Origin of the sequence: Methanosarcina sediminis, from assembly GCF_052056915.1 — an archaeon.
Taxonomy (GTDB): Archaea; Halobacteriota; Methanosarcinia; order Methanosarcinales; family Methanosarcinaceae; genus MTP4.
In genome coordinates, this window is the sequence record NZ_CP195119.1 from 776,977 (window position 1) to 794,591 (window position 17,615).

12 protein-coding genes are annotated in these 17,615 nt (G+C 42.7%); 2 read left to right on the plus strand and 10 right to left on the minus strand.

Annotation, left to right across the window (positions count from 1 at the left end; all coding sequences use genetic code 11):
- Positions 1–593 precede the first annotated feature (593 nt).
- From ACSAZK_RS03235 to ACSAZK_RS03280, 10 genes are all read right to left on the minus strand, one after another.
- The gene (locus ACSAZK_RS03235) at positions 594–6,407 is read right to left on the minus strand and encodes a DUF3320 domain-containing protein (protein ID WP_440955983.1); all 5,814 of its coding nucleotides are present in this window, start codon (positions 6,405–6,407) and stop codon (positions 594–596) included.
- Positions 6,408–6,859: 452 nt separating this feature from the next.
- On the minus strand, positions 6,860–7,840 hold the full coding sequence (locus ACSAZK_RS03240; protein ID WP_440955984.1) for a DMT family transporter: 981 nt from the start codon (positions 7,838–7,840) through the stop codon (positions 6,860–6,862).
- A 77-nt stretch (positions 7,841–7,917) separates the two neighbouring features.
- Positions 7,918–8,421 (minus strand): DUF4062 domain-containing protein, encoded by a 504-nt coding sequence (locus ACSAZK_RS03245; RefSeq protein WP_440955985.1) that lies wholly within the window; start codon positions 8,419–8,421, stop codon positions 7,918–7,920.
- 262 nt (positions 8,422–8,683) lie between these two features.
- On the minus strand, positions 8,684–10,318 hold the full coding sequence (locus ACSAZK_RS03250) for a hypothetical protein (RefSeq protein WP_440955986.1): 1,635 nt from the start codon (positions 10,316–10,318) through the stop codon (positions 8,684–8,686).
- Positions 10,305–11,414 (minus strand): radical SAM protein, encoded by a 1,110-nt coding sequence (locus ACSAZK_RS03255; RefSeq protein WP_440955987.1) that lies wholly within the window; start codon positions 11,412–11,414, stop codon positions 10,305–10,307. The genes ACSAZK_RS03250 and ACSAZK_RS03255 overlap by 14 nt, the downstream gene beginning before the upstream one ends.
- A 78-nt stretch (positions 11,415–11,492) precedes the next feature.
- Positions 11,493–12,752: a hypothetical protein gene (locus tag ACSAZK_RS03260; RefSeq protein WP_440955988.1), complete on the minus strand. Its 1,260-nt coding sequence runs from the start codon at positions 12,750–12,752 to the stop codon at positions 11,493–11,495.
- A 579-nt stretch (positions 12,753–13,331) separates the two neighbouring features.
- The gene (locus tag ACSAZK_RS03265) at positions 13,332–13,880 is read right to left on the minus strand and encodes a flavodoxin family protein (protein WP_440955989.1); all 549 of its coding nucleotides are present in this window, start codon (positions 13,878–13,880) and stop codon (positions 13,332–13,334) included.
- A gap of 218 nt (positions 13,881–14,098) precedes the next feature.
- A complete protein-coding gene (locus tag ACSAZK_RS03270; protein ID WP_440955990.1) occupies positions 14,099–14,305 on the minus strand; it encodes a hypothetical protein in 207 nt (68 codons plus the stop codon).
- 703 nt (positions 14,306–15,008) lie between these two features.
- A complete protein-coding gene (tatC, locus tag ACSAZK_RS03275; RefSeq protein WP_440955991.1) occupies positions 15,009–15,758 on the minus strand; it encodes a Sec-independent protein translocase TatC in 750 nt (249 codons plus the stop codon).
- Positions 15,734–15,949 carry a hypothetical protein gene (locus tag ACSAZK_RS03280; protein ID WP_440955992.1) on the minus strand — a complete coding sequence of 72 codons (216 nt, stop codon included), beginning with the start codon at positions 15,947–15,949 and terminating at the stop codon, positions 15,734–15,736. Before ACSAZK_RS03280 ends, tatC (ACSAZK_RS03275) begins: the two co-directional genes overlap by 25 nt.
- A gap of 92 nt (positions 15,950–16,041) precedes the next feature.
- Here ACSAZK_RS03280 and tatC (ACSAZK_RS03285) point away from each other — a divergent pair, with 92 nt between their 5' ends.
- Both tatC (ACSAZK_RS03285) and ACSAZK_RS03290 read left to right on the plus strand, forming a co-directional pair.
- Positions 16,042–16,887, plus strand: coding sequence for a twin-arginine translocase subunit TatC (gene tatC / locus ACSAZK_RS03285; protein ID WP_440955993.1), 846 nt, complete (start codon positions 16,042–16,044; stop codon positions 16,885–16,887).
- A 131-nt stretch (positions 16,888–17,018) separates the two neighbouring features.
- Positions 17,019–17,357, plus strand: a complete 339-nt coding sequence (locus ACSAZK_RS03290) for a Sec-independent protein translocase subunit TatA/TatB (RefSeq protein WP_440955994.1) — start codon at positions 17,019–17,021, stop codon at positions 17,355–17,357.
- The last annotated feature ends 258 nt before the right edge of the window (positions 17,358–17,615 follow it).

The window sequence follows — 17,615 nt, forward strand, 5'->3', positions numbered from 1 at the left end:
AATATGTGCTAATTGATTATTAAACACGATAATAATTATTTATTAGAAAATTAATGGTAATAATAAAGGATATTTCAAGATAAAAAGCAGTTAAAAAAGATATTATTAAGAAAAAAGAGGTTAAAATTAATATTATTAAAAAAAAAGAGGTTAAAATTAATATTATTAAGAAAAAATGGGTTAAAATGGAGATTAGTAGGAAAAAATGGGTTAAAATAGATATTAGTAAGAAAAAATAAGTGAAAATGGATATTAGTAAGAAAAAATAAGTGAAAATGGATATTAGTAAGAAAAAATGGGTTAAAATAGATATTAGTAAGAAAAAATAAGTGAAAATGGATATTATTGGAAAAAATAAAGTAAAAGTCGGGTTAGAATTTAAAAAAAGGAAAAGATGAAAAACTGAAAAAATCTTTCCAGCCTTAATCCGATTATTTCATTAGCGGAAACGACCCCTTAAAATTCATTTATTCATCATTCATTTATTCATCATTCATTTATTCATCATTCATTTATTCATCATTCATTTATTCATCATTCATTCATTCATTCATTCATTAAGGAATACCCTGCAGTTCTCAGGAATATCCCCGTTATTCCGCAAAATAAATCATTTCATTGGGCATCCGGGTAAGCTCATTGCTTTCAATCCCGGACCTTATCAGACTCTCGATCCGGTCCCGGGCATTCTTACGCGTGATTTTAATCCCCAGCGCCCTTGAAGCCTGGATCACAAGGTCGTCCAGGGGAGTCGAGTACTGGTTGTCAAGAACAAAGCGGACAGCCTCCCGGATTTCCTCGTCACAGATCCATTCGATCTTTGGAGGAGTGTCCCCTTCCCGCCTGCGGAGGAGGTATGCAGGTTCGGATATCGGCCAGAGGAAATCTCCCCTTACCCTGAACCTTTCCGCCTTTTCAGCCGAGGTGACGGCATCCAGGATACTCTGCTTGATCTTCCCAAGCATCCGGGGGATTTTGCACTGTATTTTTATCCGCTGGAGCAGCTCTTCCACATGGACAGGTCCTTCACAATCAACAATCTTTACCACAACAGCTTCGAGCTCTTCAGCCGAAATGTCCAGAATGCCGCAGGACTCCGAAAGCCCGAAAGCCGTGCAAACCGTGTAAACAGGCACCCTTGTTTCCAGGGAATCTTCATTATCCACAAGCAGTTTGCTGCCGTTCCCTTTATCCGGAGAAACTTTATCCAATTCCCCTGTATCCGAAACTTCGTATTCATAAGAAAGGAATTCAGACCCATTTTCAGGTTCGGTTTCGGGGCCAAAATCAGTTTCAAGTTCAAACCCGGGTTCAGGTTCAAGTTCGGGTTCAGGGCGAGCCCTGTATTCCGGGCCTGGAAAACCGGGTGCTTCAATTTCAGCTTTGATTTCAGTTTCAAACTCAACCCTTTCCCCGGTTTCAAACCTTTTTTCAGGCTCAAATTCGGACTCCTGCCCGGCAAGTTCCGGCTCAGCTCCGGGCTCATGTCCGGAAACAGGCTCATGTCCGGAAACAGGCTCAGAACCGGAAACAGGCTCAGAACCGGAAACAGGCTCAGAACCGGAAACAGGCTCAGAATTGGAATATGGTTCAGAATCGGAATATGGTTCAGAACCGGAAACAGGCTTAGAATCAACATCCGGCTCAAGTCCCATATCCTCAGGGGACCCGAAATTGTAGACAAAAGGCTTCCGTATCTTCTTTCCCTGGGCTCCGGACAGGTCAATGGGATCGATTTCCGGAGATGCCTCGAAAAAGTTCAACTTTTCAAAGTCCGGTTCAGGCACGAACTTTGCCTCCTTCCCAGGGACGTCTTCCGGGTCACACTCGTTTTCCGCTTCAAACTTAAGGAGTTTGCTCTTCCCGGACTTCCGGGAAGAACGGGGTTTCGAGGTTTCTGATGTAAGGGAAGCTATTGTCTCTGCTCTCGAAGTCAGTTCGGGGAGAAAGTCCCCTCCCACAGCTCCGTCATTTTCGAGTTCAAGCCCGGACACGTCAGAATCTTCTTCTGCCCTTTCCCCTGCAAAATACAGGGGTTCCTCTCCGATCCTGGTGATAGTTCTCTGCCCCTTATTATATCGGGTTTCAAAGACATCTTCATTTGATCTAAGTTCAGGAGATTCTTCTGATTCAGGCTCTATTTCGTTTTCCGTTTCGGCGCCTGAAGAAGTCCCGGCTTCAAGGTGTGCTGTGGAAGTTGACTCTTTCCCGAGATCTGGCTCTGCTGCAGACTCTTCCTCTGCCCCGGGATCTATGAATTCCACAGCTTCAAAAACGGCCCCTACTTCCATCTTTGCCGCCTCGAACTCCTTTCGGACCACCTCAAGCAGGGCAGCTTTGCTTTCCTTCGGGCGGAGGTACCAGTCCGTAGACCAGACCCGGTAAAGGTTCCAGCCAAGCCCTTCCAGGACCTGCTGGCGCAGGCGGTCACGGTCCCTGGCTACCGGGGAGGAGTGGTAACTTGCCCCGTCACATTCGATTCCCAGCAGGTACCTGCCCGGATAGCGGGGGTCGGGGACGGCAAGGTCAAGCCTGTACCCGGCACAACCAATCTGCCTGTGGATTTCAAAGCCGTTTTCCCGAAGGAAATCCGAGACTGTTTCCTCAAAGGGGGAATCAAATTCTTCCTCGCTTCCGGCAGGGGTGGGAAGCCTTCCGTTTTCCGCAAATTCAAGGAAGACTTTCAGGGCCCGGAGCCCGAAAGAGGAATTTTCGTCCAGGTGAAGGTCCCTTGAGGTGAAATTCGCAAAGACAACACACTTTTCCCTGGCCCGGGTGATAAGGACATTCAGACGGCGCTCCCCTCCTTCCCGGTTCAGGGGCCCGAAGTTAAGGGAAAGCTTGCGGTTCCCGTCAAAGCCGAAACCGACACTCAGCAGGATCACGTCTCTTTCATCCCCCTGGATAGTTTCCAGGTTTTTCACGAAGAAATGTTCCCCTTCCCTTGTACCGGAATTCAGGTCGATTCCGGGGTTGGCTTTAATGAGGACTTCGATCTCTTCCTGAATGGCTTCCTGCTGCTTCACGTTAAAGGTCCCGACTCCCAGGCTCTTATCCGGGTACTTGACCACATGCTCGAAAACCGCCCTTGCAACAGCCTTTGCCTCAACCCTGTTCGCCCCGCTCTTGCCCCTGTCGTAGACGGCGTCTGGCAGGTGCACGAATTTCAGGCCCAGACGCTCGTCTTTCTGCATGGGGGAGGGGTAGACATAGAGCCGGTTGTCGTAGAACTCCTGGTTTGAGACCGCAATCAGGGACTCGTGCCTGCTCCTGTAGTGCCAGCGCAGGGTCTTTATCGGGAACCCACGCTTGCAGACGTTGAGAATGCTTTCCATATCCCCGGCTGTCCCGTAGTCATCGGGTTCGGTTTCCGGGGTATCGATCACCGTATCGAAGAAAGCGGTTGGAGGAAGCTGTTTTGAGTCGCCCATGACCACGACCTGATTTCCGCGAAGCAGAGCCCCGACCGCGTCTTCGGGCCGGACCTGGCTGGCCTCGTCAAAGATGATCACGTCAAAACGGGTGCTCCTGGGGTCCAGGTACTGGGAAATCGAAAGGGGGCTCATCATGAAACAGGGCTTGATCTTCTGGACCAGGCCCCCTGCCTTTGTCATGAGGGTTCGGATTGGCATATGCCCCCGTTTCCGGTTGAATTCGTTAAGGAGAATCCCGGCTTCGGATGCCCGGGACGCCCCGGAGGTAAGTTTAGGGGTTTCCTCGTAAGCGGAATGGATGATCCTCTTCCGGTTTTCCAGAAGGACCTTCCTATCGAGTTCCGTGAACTTGTTTATCCTGCCTTCATGGAGTTCCCGGATAAACGTGGAAAGGACGGGCTTTTCCTTAAAGGCGTTGTGGAGGAGGGTTTCGGCATAGTTCCCCTCAAAAGCAGGAATCATGTCCTCAGGCTCGATTTTCCCTGCCTCGATATCCCCGACCATTGGGGCTGCAAGAGTGCCAAGCCCGGCTTTCCTGTACCCCAGGTACTGGCTCCAGAAAACAAGGGACGAAGTTTCGTTTCCCCAGCGGGAAATCCTGGATTTAAGCGTCCTCAGACTTACTTCTTCAAGCTCTTTCCCGAACATCTTCCCAAAATCAGCCCCTATACGAGACCCGAAGTTTCCAGAGGACTCTATAAAAGCCTGTTTCGCCTCGAACACCGCTTCAATAGCAGGCTCGAATTCCCCGGCTTCGACCCCGGCAGTTACAAGCCCGAATACCTTATCCGTGAATACGCCCTCAGCCACATATTTCCTGAATGGGATGATCCACCGACCGTATTCTTCAAGCAGGGCCGGGTCGCTTTCAAAGCCCTGCCAGTATTCCCCGAAAAACTTCTTTCCTTTTGTCCCTACAGCCTCGAGTTCATACTTGCGGGTCTCACACTCGGAGAGGCAGGAGAGGTCAAGGAGGAGCTTGCTGTCTTTTGAAGGGGCTCCGAAGGCATAACAGGCTGTAATTTCTTTTTTCAGTTTGCGGTACTTCGGGTTCAGGAATTTCAGGAATCCATGGGACAGTTCCTCGAATTCGGAAGTATCAAGGTCAAAAATCGAGGGGTAAAAAGTTTTTTCCACAAAGGAGTGCAGTTCCCTGTACTGCCTGAGTTTCGAAACCAGGGCTCCGGCTTCGGCCCTGGAACTTTCGGACTCCCATTCGCGGTTCTCCAGCATCTTTTTGTCCAGGGGCTTTGAGGCGGCAACGAGTTTTGCGGCATTGACCACATCCGAAAGTCCTTTAAGGGAAGCTGGCTTTGACGTTCCGGAAAGGTCGTTCAGGGCCTTGATCGCTTTTTCCAGGACTTCAATGGTTTCGGCGCATTCCCCTGCAAAGGGTTCGAGTTCCTCACAGTCCTGGGGAAGCACCAGCCCGGGTTCGCAGCCGTACCAGGGATTTTTCCGGACAGGCCCAAGGACAGGCAGCACCTGGCCCAGCTTTTCCAGGACGGACTCGGCTTCAGTCCAGGCATCGAGGCTCCAATTTTCGGTCTCCTCGAATTTGAGCCCCGGCATTTTCCTGTCTTTTGCTTCGAAATAAGCCCTGGCCTTTTCCCTTACGCCGTAAAGGGTGTAGAGGCTGGAATAGAGCTTTCCTTCCGGTTCCCCGAGAGTCTTTGCATACTCATTAAGTTCCTTTTTCAGCTTTTCCAGTTCATTGATATCCCTGTCAGGGCTGATAGCCGCCGGAGCTGACCGGTTCAAGGTCTTTGACAGCTCTTCGAGTACCGCTTTTTTCCGGGTCTTGTGGCTGTGGATTTCCAGGCAGAGGTCGCCCAGGCCCGCAGCGTCCAGCCTGCTCTTCACAACCAGGAGGGCGGCCATCTTTTCACTGACAAAAAGGACGCTCTTCCCTATAGCCAGCAGCTCGGCAATGGTATTGGCAATGGTCTGGGACTTTCCGGTCCCAGGAGGCCCTTCGACCACAAGGTCCATTCCACTTTTCACATCCTCCGTAACAGAGATCTGGGAAGAGTCGGCGTCCAGGATATGGTAACTGTCTTTTGCAGAGAGTTTCAGGTCCACGTCCTCTTCCAGAAAACCCGCTTCGACGCTTTCGGGGTCTGTCGGATTGAAGATCCTCTGTACCAGGGGATGCTCTGCAGGGGACATGTCCTCGGGCCAGGTGGCAGGGTCCAGGTCCTTATACATGACAAATTTCCTGAAGTTGAAGAAGTCAAGGCAGACTTCGGGAAAGACTTTCCAGCCAGGTTTTTCAGCAATTGCCTTGAGGACGTCTTCCAGATAACTGTCAATGCCTGCTCCCTCTTCCGGCATCTCAAACTCAGAGAGTTCGATTCCGAGCTCTTTCATCTTGGCCTGTAGGGTAATCGAGGTAAATATCTCATCTCCGGTCCACTGCAGACTGAACTTACGACCTTTCCCGATCCTTTTCAGCTCGACCGGGACCAGGACAAGAGGAGCTTTCGGGTTTTTCACGGAAGACCTGCTGTCCCCCCACTGCAGGAAACCGAGGGCCAGGTAGAGTACGGGGTAACCCTGTTCCTCAAAAATGGAATTTGCCTGGTTATGGACATAGAAAAGTTTTCTCTCAAGGGCTTCACTGTCCTCGGGAACATCCAGGAAAGGCTCGAAACGGGAAGAAGGAGCCCTGTTTTTTTCATCGGGAGTGAAGATTTTCCCGATCGTCTTAAACAGCTTGCTTTCCCCTTCGGGACCGGCATCCTCTCCAGCCCCCCCACCAGCGGATTTCCTGCCTTTTCCGGGCCCTTTTTTTGCCCTGAATTTCATCGACTTTTCCTGCAGGACAAAAATCTCGTAGATCTCTGCAGGCGTTTTTCCCGTGATCGAAATGGTCCGTCTCTGCGAAGGGCGGTAATTGAGAAGGTTGTTTCGAAGGGAAAGGTCAAGCAAATTCTGCCTTAATGCTTCCAATTCCTGAGCTACGTCTACCATAGAAATACCAGGCCCTGTTCACATGATCAATGAATATTTTTCATGTAATCAATGGATGTTTTTCACGTAATCAAGGAATGTTTTTCACGTAATCAAGGAATGTTTTTCACGTAATCAATAAAATATTTTTCACGTAATCAATAAAATATTTTTCACGTAATCAATAAAATATTTTTCACGTAATCAATAAAATACATTGGGATACTGGATAAGAATACAGGATGATTGCTAATAAATTTTGTCAATGTTACGCAGGGAAAATTACGGGGAGAGAAAAATACTCCCTGTTCCAAAAAGAAAGTTTTTTCCGGAAATAATTTCTGCACCTCATCTTTTAAATTATTTTTTAAATAAAACTTTCTATCAATATATCCGCCAATCATTCCAGTAATACATTCAAGTAATTATTCTCAGGTCTTTAACTTACCGATCTTTACCTGCCCGTCTTCCTGCTATTTACTCCCGGTTTTATCCTGCCCTTTCCCGGAACGCCTGAATAAGCCGGCTGGTTTTCCGAACGGTGAAACTTCCCCCCCGGAAGTCCCTTCGGCAGCCTCCTCCCCTTCCAGGCTCACCAGGAATGAACTTGAAAGGATCAGGGCACAGCCCAGCAGGGTGCTCCGGTAAACAGGGTCATCGAGGATAAGATATGAAAAGAAAATGGCACTCACCGGTTCGAGCAGGGAAATGATACCGGCGTTCTGGGCTTTCACGTGCATAAGCCCCGTGAAGTAAAGGATTGAACCGAGAGCGGTGATCATCACCCCCAGGAAGAGTAGCAAGGACAGGTTTTCGAGCAGGGAAGAAACAGGAGCTTCCAGAGAATAAGGGAGCAGGAGCACAAGGGTCACGGCTGTCGAAAGGAAAAGCTGTTCCAGGCCCGAATATTCGTCCCTGAGGTGCCGGGAGGTCATGATGATACAGGCATAGAAAAAACCCGCCGAAAGCCCCATCGATATCCCGAAGAGATAAGCAGAACCAGCGATGCCCTCGCCAAAAGAGATGTTTCCCGGTCCCACCACAATTGTCACTCCGGCAAGGGAAAAGACTAGAGCTGCAAAGCTTCGTATATTCGGCTTCTCCTTCAGGAAAAAGGGAGCCAGAAGAACCACGTAAATAGGGGCAGTGTAAAGGAGCAAGGCGGAAATCGAGACATTGGTGTAGCGGACAGCCGTGTAATAAGAAAGCAGAACCCCTGCCTGCCAGACCCCGAGGAGGAAGAGAGCTTTTCGTTTTCCCTTCAAACGTGTCCCGGAAAGCCGGCCCGTGGCTGCCATGTATGCGGCAAGGAAAAGGAACCCAAAAAGAAGCTGGTAAAACACCACCGTCCCTGCAGCCATGTTCCTGACGTAAACGAAAAAGATGCCTGCAAACCCATAGATGACGGATGCCGCAATTACCTGGGCACTGGCTTTCAGGCGATGAAGCTGCATATATTTGGTTCCATGATATTTGGAGATAAGGGTTCCGTCAAATATAGTTTCGACTGAAATTAAGCACAAAATCAGATTTAAAAAAATTTTCCCCTTTCTTGAAGGAGTTTTTCTAGGGCTGATTTAACTTCTTCCTTGAGCACTACGACATTTTGGAATCGTTTGTATTTGAAGGTGTCGAGATCAAGCTCATTTAGAAGTGCCTTAGTCCCTTGCTCTCGTTCTATATTTCTTTCACCTTTGATGAAAGCAAGAATGGGGAGATTTCTTTCTTTGGCATGGCGGTATTCTGTGTGAGTAATCGTAATTTCCCCTACGTAAGTACCTTCCTTCTCGCCGACGATAAGTAGATAAATCTGACAGCTATCAAGAGCATTCAGACAACCCTCCAGTGTTTTTTCAGGAGAAGCCGGTTCATATTCGTAGAGCAAAGGGGTATAATATGCCGAAAGTTGAGTACTTTCTATGATATCCTTAACTGTTGCGCGCTCGTCTTCAAGCTCTTTTTGCACCGAACTAACAAATATTTTATATTTTGAAGTTTCCATTTTATCTAGGATTTTGAGTTCTTTGTTCCTCATAAATTCATTTTCCGATTTTAGATTATCTAGATTTATTGATGGCAGATCTGCTTTTCCGGACTTAATAAGTTTTAGAGTGCTAACCGTGTTAGTTTGAATAGATTGTCTTGAACTTCCACAGGTACAACAAAAATTAGAACTATTCAAACTTTTACATCTTTGACATTCCCACCTTTCTCCATAAAAAATATGGCCACATATTGGGCAATAAGAATCTTTATGTTCAAGGGTTGATCCACATATTACACATATTTTATCCACTTTAATCACCGAATTGAGGTTCAGATTTACTTCCACAATCTGGACAATAAAATGAAAAGAGTTTTCGATTGCACTTTGGACATACCCTAAAACCTAAATAACATAAGTAACGGTATAGAACAGACATAGCTTCTAATGAATTAGTGAAACTTATGTTCATGGGATTGGAACCAAAAACATCAAACGTTTCAATCATTTCATAAGAATTTCCATCTTCTTCAAGAGATCTTATGAGTAATTTGAGCTTACTTTTGTTGCCCATATAGGACTTTGAAAGCAAAGGCCACCACCCATGAGCCTCTTGAAAGCTGACTATGTAAGAAATCAAGTTTGTTATTTCCTTTGAAAAAGGAGAATAAATTCCAGCCTGCTTTAAACAAGATCGTAATTTTGGATTATTCTTACCACAGTCTATCATATCAAGGAAAAAATCTGCTATTAAAATAGCACCTCTGACATCTGAAACCGGCGATAGGTCGCAATATTGATCTCTACCATATGTATAGGTAAGAAATTTATCCTTATTTAGTTTCAATATGCAATATTTTATGATGTCTGAAAGTAAATCATTGGCTAAATCATCTTTCAATTCTTCAGGGATTTTTTCATAAGATAAGATCAAAGACTTCCCTATATGGATAGTAACAGATAGTGAGCAATCTTCAGTGATTTTGTTACTGTTTCCTACAGTCCAGCTATTCCATAATCCGTCATGTATGTAACAACCATCACTCTTAGGGGATTTCAAAATATTAGGATTCTGTTTCAATTTTAAAGAGTTCAACCAATCTTTGTATAACTTCTCAGAATCTAATCCTTTTATTTTACAAAAAGAATTGAAGTTGTCCGAGATAGAGAGATACGCAATTATTTGAGAAGTAACTTCAAGATTTAGTTTCAGTGCATTTCTATCCTGTATTTGTGGAAAAGCTAAGGGATAATTACTTGCCGTGGCCCAACCGGAGTAAGTTTGATCAAAATTTTTTGATATATAATTCAGCAGGTGAGCATTTATTCTAGTGTCAAACACTTGATTCATCAAAGAATTTATTGTACCACAGTCTTCTGAACTGTGATGGTTATAAGGCATTGCTAATATTGGTAAAATATCTTCTGCAAAAGATAACATACAGTGATCTTTAAGAATACAATCAGAGCAAAAAATCCACAGATGATTTATTTCATCTTTATGAACATTCTTACCCTCTAAGATTTTCATAAAGAGAGATATTCCATTCTCTAAGTTTATTTTTACGTCATTTTCGCTTTGTCCAAATATTGGTGGTAAGAATTTATTGTAATATTTTGGAGAAAACATACCACTTTTATCTATACAAAATGCAAGATACAATCTTAAACGGTATCCTTCCCAATCATATGTAGAATTTAGAATATCATAGGCAAATATGTTAAAATTATCTGATATTCTCCCATCAAAAAAATAATTTCCACGTAATTTACCCAAGAATTCAATATAATCTCCTAACAATTCCTTCTCAAATTCTCTCCAGTTTATATCCTTATCTTCCATTTGTTTCATTTTTAATATTCTTTTGATAAATGATAGAACCTCTAAATTTTGTAGTCCTCTATCAAATGAAATAAGACATTCTCTATAGATGTTAATATATTCCATGCATAGTTTCCTCCATTTCGTTCAGAATGTCTTTTTCCATTGAACAGCCCCCACAAGCTGTACAGCCTCTCTGTAAATCAGGAAACAAACCCCTCTCTTTAAGCAAATCTGCGGCTTTCTGTGAAATTGCAAGATAGTTCTCTGGAGAAGTAGGTGCCATAGTATTTAATAAACAGTTGTCGTAAGGTTTAAATGGAATGACTGTAGGTATCACACCTATTTCTGTCATCAAATCTATACCACGAAGTGTATCCTCAATATCTTCAAGGCCTACTAACAATACAGAACTAACATTGTTTTCACCAAAAAGTTCAACTGAGTATTTCCAACATTCGATATAATCTTCTAATTTTATAGAAGATTTCCCAGGACAAATGTAACATCTTTTCTCTTTGTTGAATATCTCAAGATTCATGATTATTGAGTTACAACCTACGTAATATAAATCATCTAAAAACTGTTTGCATTTAGGGGGAACCAACTCTACTGACGTGGATAAAGTTGAAACGTTCCTTACAGACTCAATAATTTTAGTATATAATTCGATTCCACAATCATTTTGATTTAGTGTAGGACCACTTACTCCTATATCTGTGTAATTTCCACTTTTAACAAAAAACTCAAGGGCCTTTTCAGTTAATTCAGCATTAAAATTATAATTACTAAACTGATAAGTACAAAAACGACACTTATTATCTTCTTTAGAATATACACATCTTTTAGTGGTTGAGTAAAACAAAGTAGTTTCACTATGAGGTCTTAAATTTTGTAATATCGGTTTTATATCTTCAGGAACATTTGAAGCTACTTTCACAGGCCTACAAACTGCAACAGGATCACCAAATTTATATAATAAAAACCGATCATTCTCATCATCCGGCTTCAAATGAAAAGGAGAATTTTCTTTGACAAATTTTTCATTTACTGGAACATTAACTATAGTACGATCTTCGAGATTGATTGGTATTCCATGAACATATCCACTTTCATTAAAGAATGGATTAAATAAAGTTGCTTCATAATTAGGATGCACACCATAACATAAAAGCTCAGCTTTTATTTTCAATAGATCGATTCCAAAAGAAGAGAGTGTCACAATTTCACCTAGCCCAAAATATGATTAAGAAAAGTACACAGATGCTAAGAATGTCTTCGTCTGGATTCATATGGTAAATTAAGCGTCGAAAACATTCTTCATTGAGTATATATAATTATCTTTATTTTTTTCCACAAATTCGATATTACTTACTACTCTATCAATGAGTGAATTATTTTCAAAATATTTCTCATTTTCCAGAAGCAAATTATAAGATTCAGTGCAATAACATGCATTTAACTTATTTACATTTTCAAAGTACGTACTCCAATCATAAGTTTCTCTTAGCATTCTTATATTTGACAAAATAACTTCAGCACATTGAGAGCAACTTCCCCTCATATTTTTGAAAGAATGTGCCTCAGGGGCAGGTGGCCCTCCTACAGGATCAGCTATCATCCAGGGAATGTCTAATGCATTCTCTCCATATTGGTCATATAAAATATCCATCAATTTTAATACTGTTCTAGGTTCAACAACAAAATGTCTACCATATGAAAAAAGCAGATGATCCACTGTAAACTCTTTAAAATTTGAAATCATTAGTACTGGTAAAACATTATTGTGCTTCAAATATTCAATGCTCTGTCTGACATCCATAACTATTTCATTTTGAGTCATAGAATGTAAGCCAGCAAAAATAAACGCTCCTGGTCTTAGCCCGAGTTTTTTAATAATATTAACTGCATTTTCAAACGCTTCAATATTTAGGTTTTTGAAATATAATAGCTCTCGACTTACTTCGTTCACCGATTCAAACCCCATTAGAACAACAGTGTTTAATTTACGCAAAGAATCTGATATTATTGATAGTTCACCATTGTTATAAGAGTTAATTACGTCTTCGGCATGGGTTTCAATGAATAGCTGAAGCTTGATTCCATTTACTTCTGCACCTTCAACTATTTTTTCTACAACCTTTCGTCGATATTCAGTGGATATCTCATAGTCACTGAAAAAAGAACCTGTGAGAGTAATAGCCACTTTGTTTAGATCTGAGGGGTATGCTTTTAAAAATTGATTCTCTAAAATTGTTTTGTTCACATTGTGAAATATGAAATCAACTTGTTTTAGCAAATATTCATAGATGACATTTTTGTCTTTCAGAACAGGCGGAACATTTGAATAACCACAAGGAGTGCAAAAGCCCTTCTCACTCCTTAAGCAATTGAATCCATGAAGGATATACTCAGGCCAAGGCCCTATAGAATTTTCAACATTACCTCCAAATGGAATATCAGGTGTTACGGGAGTAACAAATTGACTGCCATAAGCTTTACGTAGGGAAATGTTTATTTTTGCAATTTTATTTAGAAGGTTAGCATTAATATGCTCCATTAACTGTATCTCCAAATCTTTTTATGCATCTTAATATATATTAGTTGAGATAAGCTCTCATGTTAACCATTTTAGTGTGGCCTGGGTAATTTAGAGAAAAACTTGAAATTAATAACTCCAAGTTTTTTAAGAGTTTGCATTTTCCAGAAATTTTTGAGTTGAATGAAGAAGTCATAAATAAGGACTCGTCACAGAAGAAACTCTGCATATCCGCTTGGACATCCTGATTTTCAAGATCAGAGTAGCCACTCGAAGTTATAATTTAATAATAAGTTGTATAGGTTATTTTGCTGAAGATCCCTAAGTGGCCACACCTATTGAACCAATGAAGTTGGGGTGTGGGTAAATGGACCATCAAGGAGCCATTGATATAATCCTATAATTTGGAGACAGCACTATTTTTTTACATTATTAGCTTGCCTTGTGGAAAGGCTGTATTTATCAGTAGAATGCTGTTAAATATCCTTAGAGCCCGCAACGGAATAAACTATGCAACATTTCATTCACAGTATATTTTGACTGGCTCGATTGACCTTGGGAATTATCCGTTAAAATTGTAAAATATAAGTGTATGTTATTTTATTGCAACCCTTTGATTGACTGGTAGAATTTCATATATTCTTCTTCTATCGACTTTTTACTTTCAACCTCTCCCACATCCCTCGCGGAAATTTCAAATGAGTCGATAAAATTCATATTAAATATGTTAGAAAAATTTTTAATGTAATCAATAACAGTGCTCCGAGAAGCATCTCCCTCTTCGTCGCTCAATTGCCCTACAACTATCAGACTGACATTTTTTCCTTCCAAGTTGTCACATATAGGATTTAGGCGATCCAAGAAATTTTTTAGCAATGCAGGGATGTTATCAAAGTAAACAGGCGTGGAAATAATTATTCCGTCACATTCTTGTAAATTCATATAAACTTCGTTCATATCGTCATTAAGGTGACAAAAACCTTCCTCCTGTTCACACAATAAGCATCCATCGCAGTATTTTATGTTCATATTTCTTAGCCCATAGAGAATGACCTCATTACCATCTTGTTTGATTAAATTTGAAATCTTCTCTAATAACCACGAACTATTCCCATTTCGCGGACTTCCACATATCCCAACAAATTTCATAAATTACATTCCATCTTTATTCTTACTTTATGATTGATATATCAGTAATTCAACTAATTTATTAAGAACTTTCTTTTGTGTTACAAGTAAAAAAAACTAAATAGTAGTTTTTAAACTTTTTCTGATCTTTCTCTACTTAAAATAAGCCATAAAATTTCATCCTAACCTAGTAAATCAATCAACTCATTTTGTGAAAGTTGATCTAGGCAGATGAATAATTATAAAATCAAAGGTGCAGAGCGCACCCCGCAGCAATCTACGTGACGTTCAGCTGAAATAAAAAGTCTCAAACCAAAAAGAAGCTGGTAAAACACCACCGGCCCTTCAGCCATGTTCCTGACGTAAACGAAAAAGATGCCTGCAAACCCATAGATGACGGATGCCGCAATTACCTGGGCGCTGGCCTTTACTTGCCGGGATTCCATGACCTGCTCAATACGGGGTTTAATTAAATAATACTTTCCTGAGCGTGCTGAAAGTATCATCCTGAGCTTCCTGTTCTCCGCGGTTTCCGGAATACTCCGGGAGGAAATATTGGAAAAGGAAAAGAGGGAATGTGAAAAAACGTACCATGAACCCCATATTTAAACAAAATACACCTTTAAATTTAGCAAGAATCCCCGCAAATATGTGTATAAAAACAATTTTATAAAATTGTTTCGATAACATTAAATACTGTCAAAACAATTATTTATATGAATAGGCAAGTGCGGAAACGGAGAACTAGGGGCGTGTTTGGGTCCTTTAACGACTATCATCACATCACCCCCAAACACGCCCATGACCTTCAATCCACACAGCTTTTTCAACCTTGATTAAAGAGAGACAAAAAATAGAAGCCCTGACGGAATTTGCTGTCAACTTTTCTGTCTGCCTTAGTTGTTCTGTCTGCCAAATAAGAAGCCATCTAAAAGATCCTTCCTTCCCGGCAGGGCTTCCAGGTTGCCTTTCATCAATGCCCCTTCTTTGAAATGCTTTTTTGAAGTACTTTATACGATTGGCACTCAGTGACGTGATTTATCCGATTTGCTAAATACTTTGATGTGATTTATCCCATTAGCTAAATACTTTGATCCGGCTCTTTGAAATATTCAATTTCCAGATCGGCGTGTAACATTAACCAGGGCTTCAAGTTTCAGCGGTTCTGTTTCTCTTCTTCACTCCCAGCACCCTTACGACCACCATGCTGATCTCGAAAAAGATAACCATAGGAATAGCCACCATGACCTGGCTGATAACGTCCGGGGGCGTTATCGCAGCCCCTGAAAACAGGAAGATGATATAGATGTGCTTTCGGTAGGTTACGAGAGTTTCATACTTCACGAAACCGTTCCGGGTAAGGAAGGTGAGCACGATGGGAAGCTCGAAGATCAGCCCGAAAAGGGCCGTTCCGGCTGCTGCAAAGGAGATGAACTTGAAGACCGAATAGGTCGCTGAAATCCCTGATCCTGCTGCGTTCAGGTAGAGGTATTTAAGGAAAAGGGGCAGCATTATAAAATAAGCGTAGGAAGCCCCAAGGACGAACATTACAAGAGCAGCAACACTTAAGAAGATAAACTGGCTCCGCCTGACAACGACCGGATTCCTGAAAGAAAAACGCTGTGAAATACCCCTGTATATGTAAAAGGCGATAAAAGGCAGAGCTACCAGAAGCCCGATAATTAAAGAGAGCTTTAGTTTGAGCATCATCACTTCCAGAGGAGTGACATAGACAATTTTTGCACCTTCCGGGAGGAGGTCTTCTTTCATCCTTTCAATCAGGGGTCCCGTAAACTGGAAAGACAGCGCAACGCCCGAAAACAGGACTGCCGCGATTAATACCAGTTTTTTTCGCAGGGTCAGCAGAATTACGCTTAAACTTTCAATAGCTTCAGACATATGGAGTACCTTTTTTTCAACGCAAACGCGATTTTATCGTTTTTTACCCACTTTCTTCCTAATTGTTTTTTGCCCATACCCCTTTTATAGATATTTACCCACTTTTTCGTCCCGTTCCTTTCGTCACCTTCTTTTTTTCCACTTTCTTTTGTTCTACACCATAGCTCTGTAATTATCCATGAAGGGGACATCAAGAATATTCACTGGTTGGTTTCAGGAGTAAATGTAATATTCTGTTCCGATATTAATATATTTATTTAAGTGCAGTGTAAAGACAGTTATCATGAATTCTCATAACCCCGGAAACCAGACCCCTGCCGGAGAAGCCACCGGCCCCGGAGAAAGCCGCGGATTCGAATACGATTCCGCAAACGCAAAGGCCCCGGCATACGCAAAGAGGTCACCAACCACAACCGCTTCAGGGGTTCTAGGGGACATAGAAGAACCCGTCATGGCCCACCTGCATGAGCTCAGGAACCGGCTGGGGATCGTCCTTATCTGGCTTTTCCTGGCAATGATGCTTGCGTACCCGTTTTCGGAGAAGGGAATGCTGCTCATCTGGAGTGAATTCATAAGCCCCGAACTGGACATGGCAGTGTACTCCCCCCTGGAATGGGTCTTTGCCAGGCTCAGGCTCTGCCTGGTCTTTGCCCTTGCCGTTTCCATTCCTCAGATTTTCTACCAGCTCTACAGGTTCGCAGGCAAAGGGCTCTATCCCCATGAAAAGCGCTTCTTCCTCAAAGTAGTGCCCGCTTCCTTCCTGCTCTTTATACTGGGGACAGCCGTGGGCTACTTCCTGGTCCTGCCGGTGATGTTCAAATATGTGATCTTTTATTCGGGAGACCTGGCATCAGCCCAGCTTTCGGTCCACAACACCCTTTCGGCAGTGACCACCATCCTTGCGGGTTTCGGAATTGTTTTCCAGGCACCCCTGCTGGTTATCTTTGCCGTGAAAATGGGGCTTGTAAAGTACGAAACCCTTAAAAAACAGAGGCTTCTGGTCTACAGTGCGATCCTTGCCCTTTCCCTCTTTCTCTCCCCGGACCCGACCTTCATTGCACAGTTCCTGGTCGCCTTGCTGCTGGTAATCCTCTTCGAATTCAGCCTGCTTCTGGTCCGGCTCTTTTGAAAGCCGGAAAAATCGTTATTTTCTTTTGAACGTCAGCAAATCCAGGTTAAAAAATGCAGGTCCAGCTCAAAAAGCCGAAATTCGTTCCTTTTGCAAGAATTTTTATATTTGATGGGTAATAATGACCGATAATGATAGGGTCCACTGAACTGATCGCAATTCTCATCGCTGTCCTCTTCCTCTTCGGACCCCGGAAACTCCCCGAGCTTGCAAGGTCTCTCGGGAGTGCCGTAGGGGAATTTAAAAAAGCCCAGCGTGCGGCAGAACTCGGGCTTACCGACTTTGATCCCTACACACGGAAAGTCAGGCAGGAGGGCAGCCCCGGTGAAAACGGGGAAAATAAGGATAAAGAGGAAGAGGAAAAGGAAGAGGTAGAGGAAGAAAACAAGAAAGAGACCAATTCCGACCTCGGAAGCGTGCTGGAAGCAAAATCTTCCCTCCCGGAAAAGGAAGGAAAAGGGGAGAACTGAATTTCCGCCGAAAACAATACGGATTTTCGAAGCAAATGCTGTTCAAAGATAAATCCAACAGCCAAGCCAGCAATCAGACAGAATACTAAATATGATTAAGCCAGATACTATTATGGCTATCAGATAATCGTTTATTGAAATCAGATAATCTTCCGGGAAGGGAGTATTATCTAAACATAATAATATAAAACCGTCAAATAATAAATTAAAAATAGAAACTTTATATATTATAAAAAAATCCTTTCCCTACATAAAGGT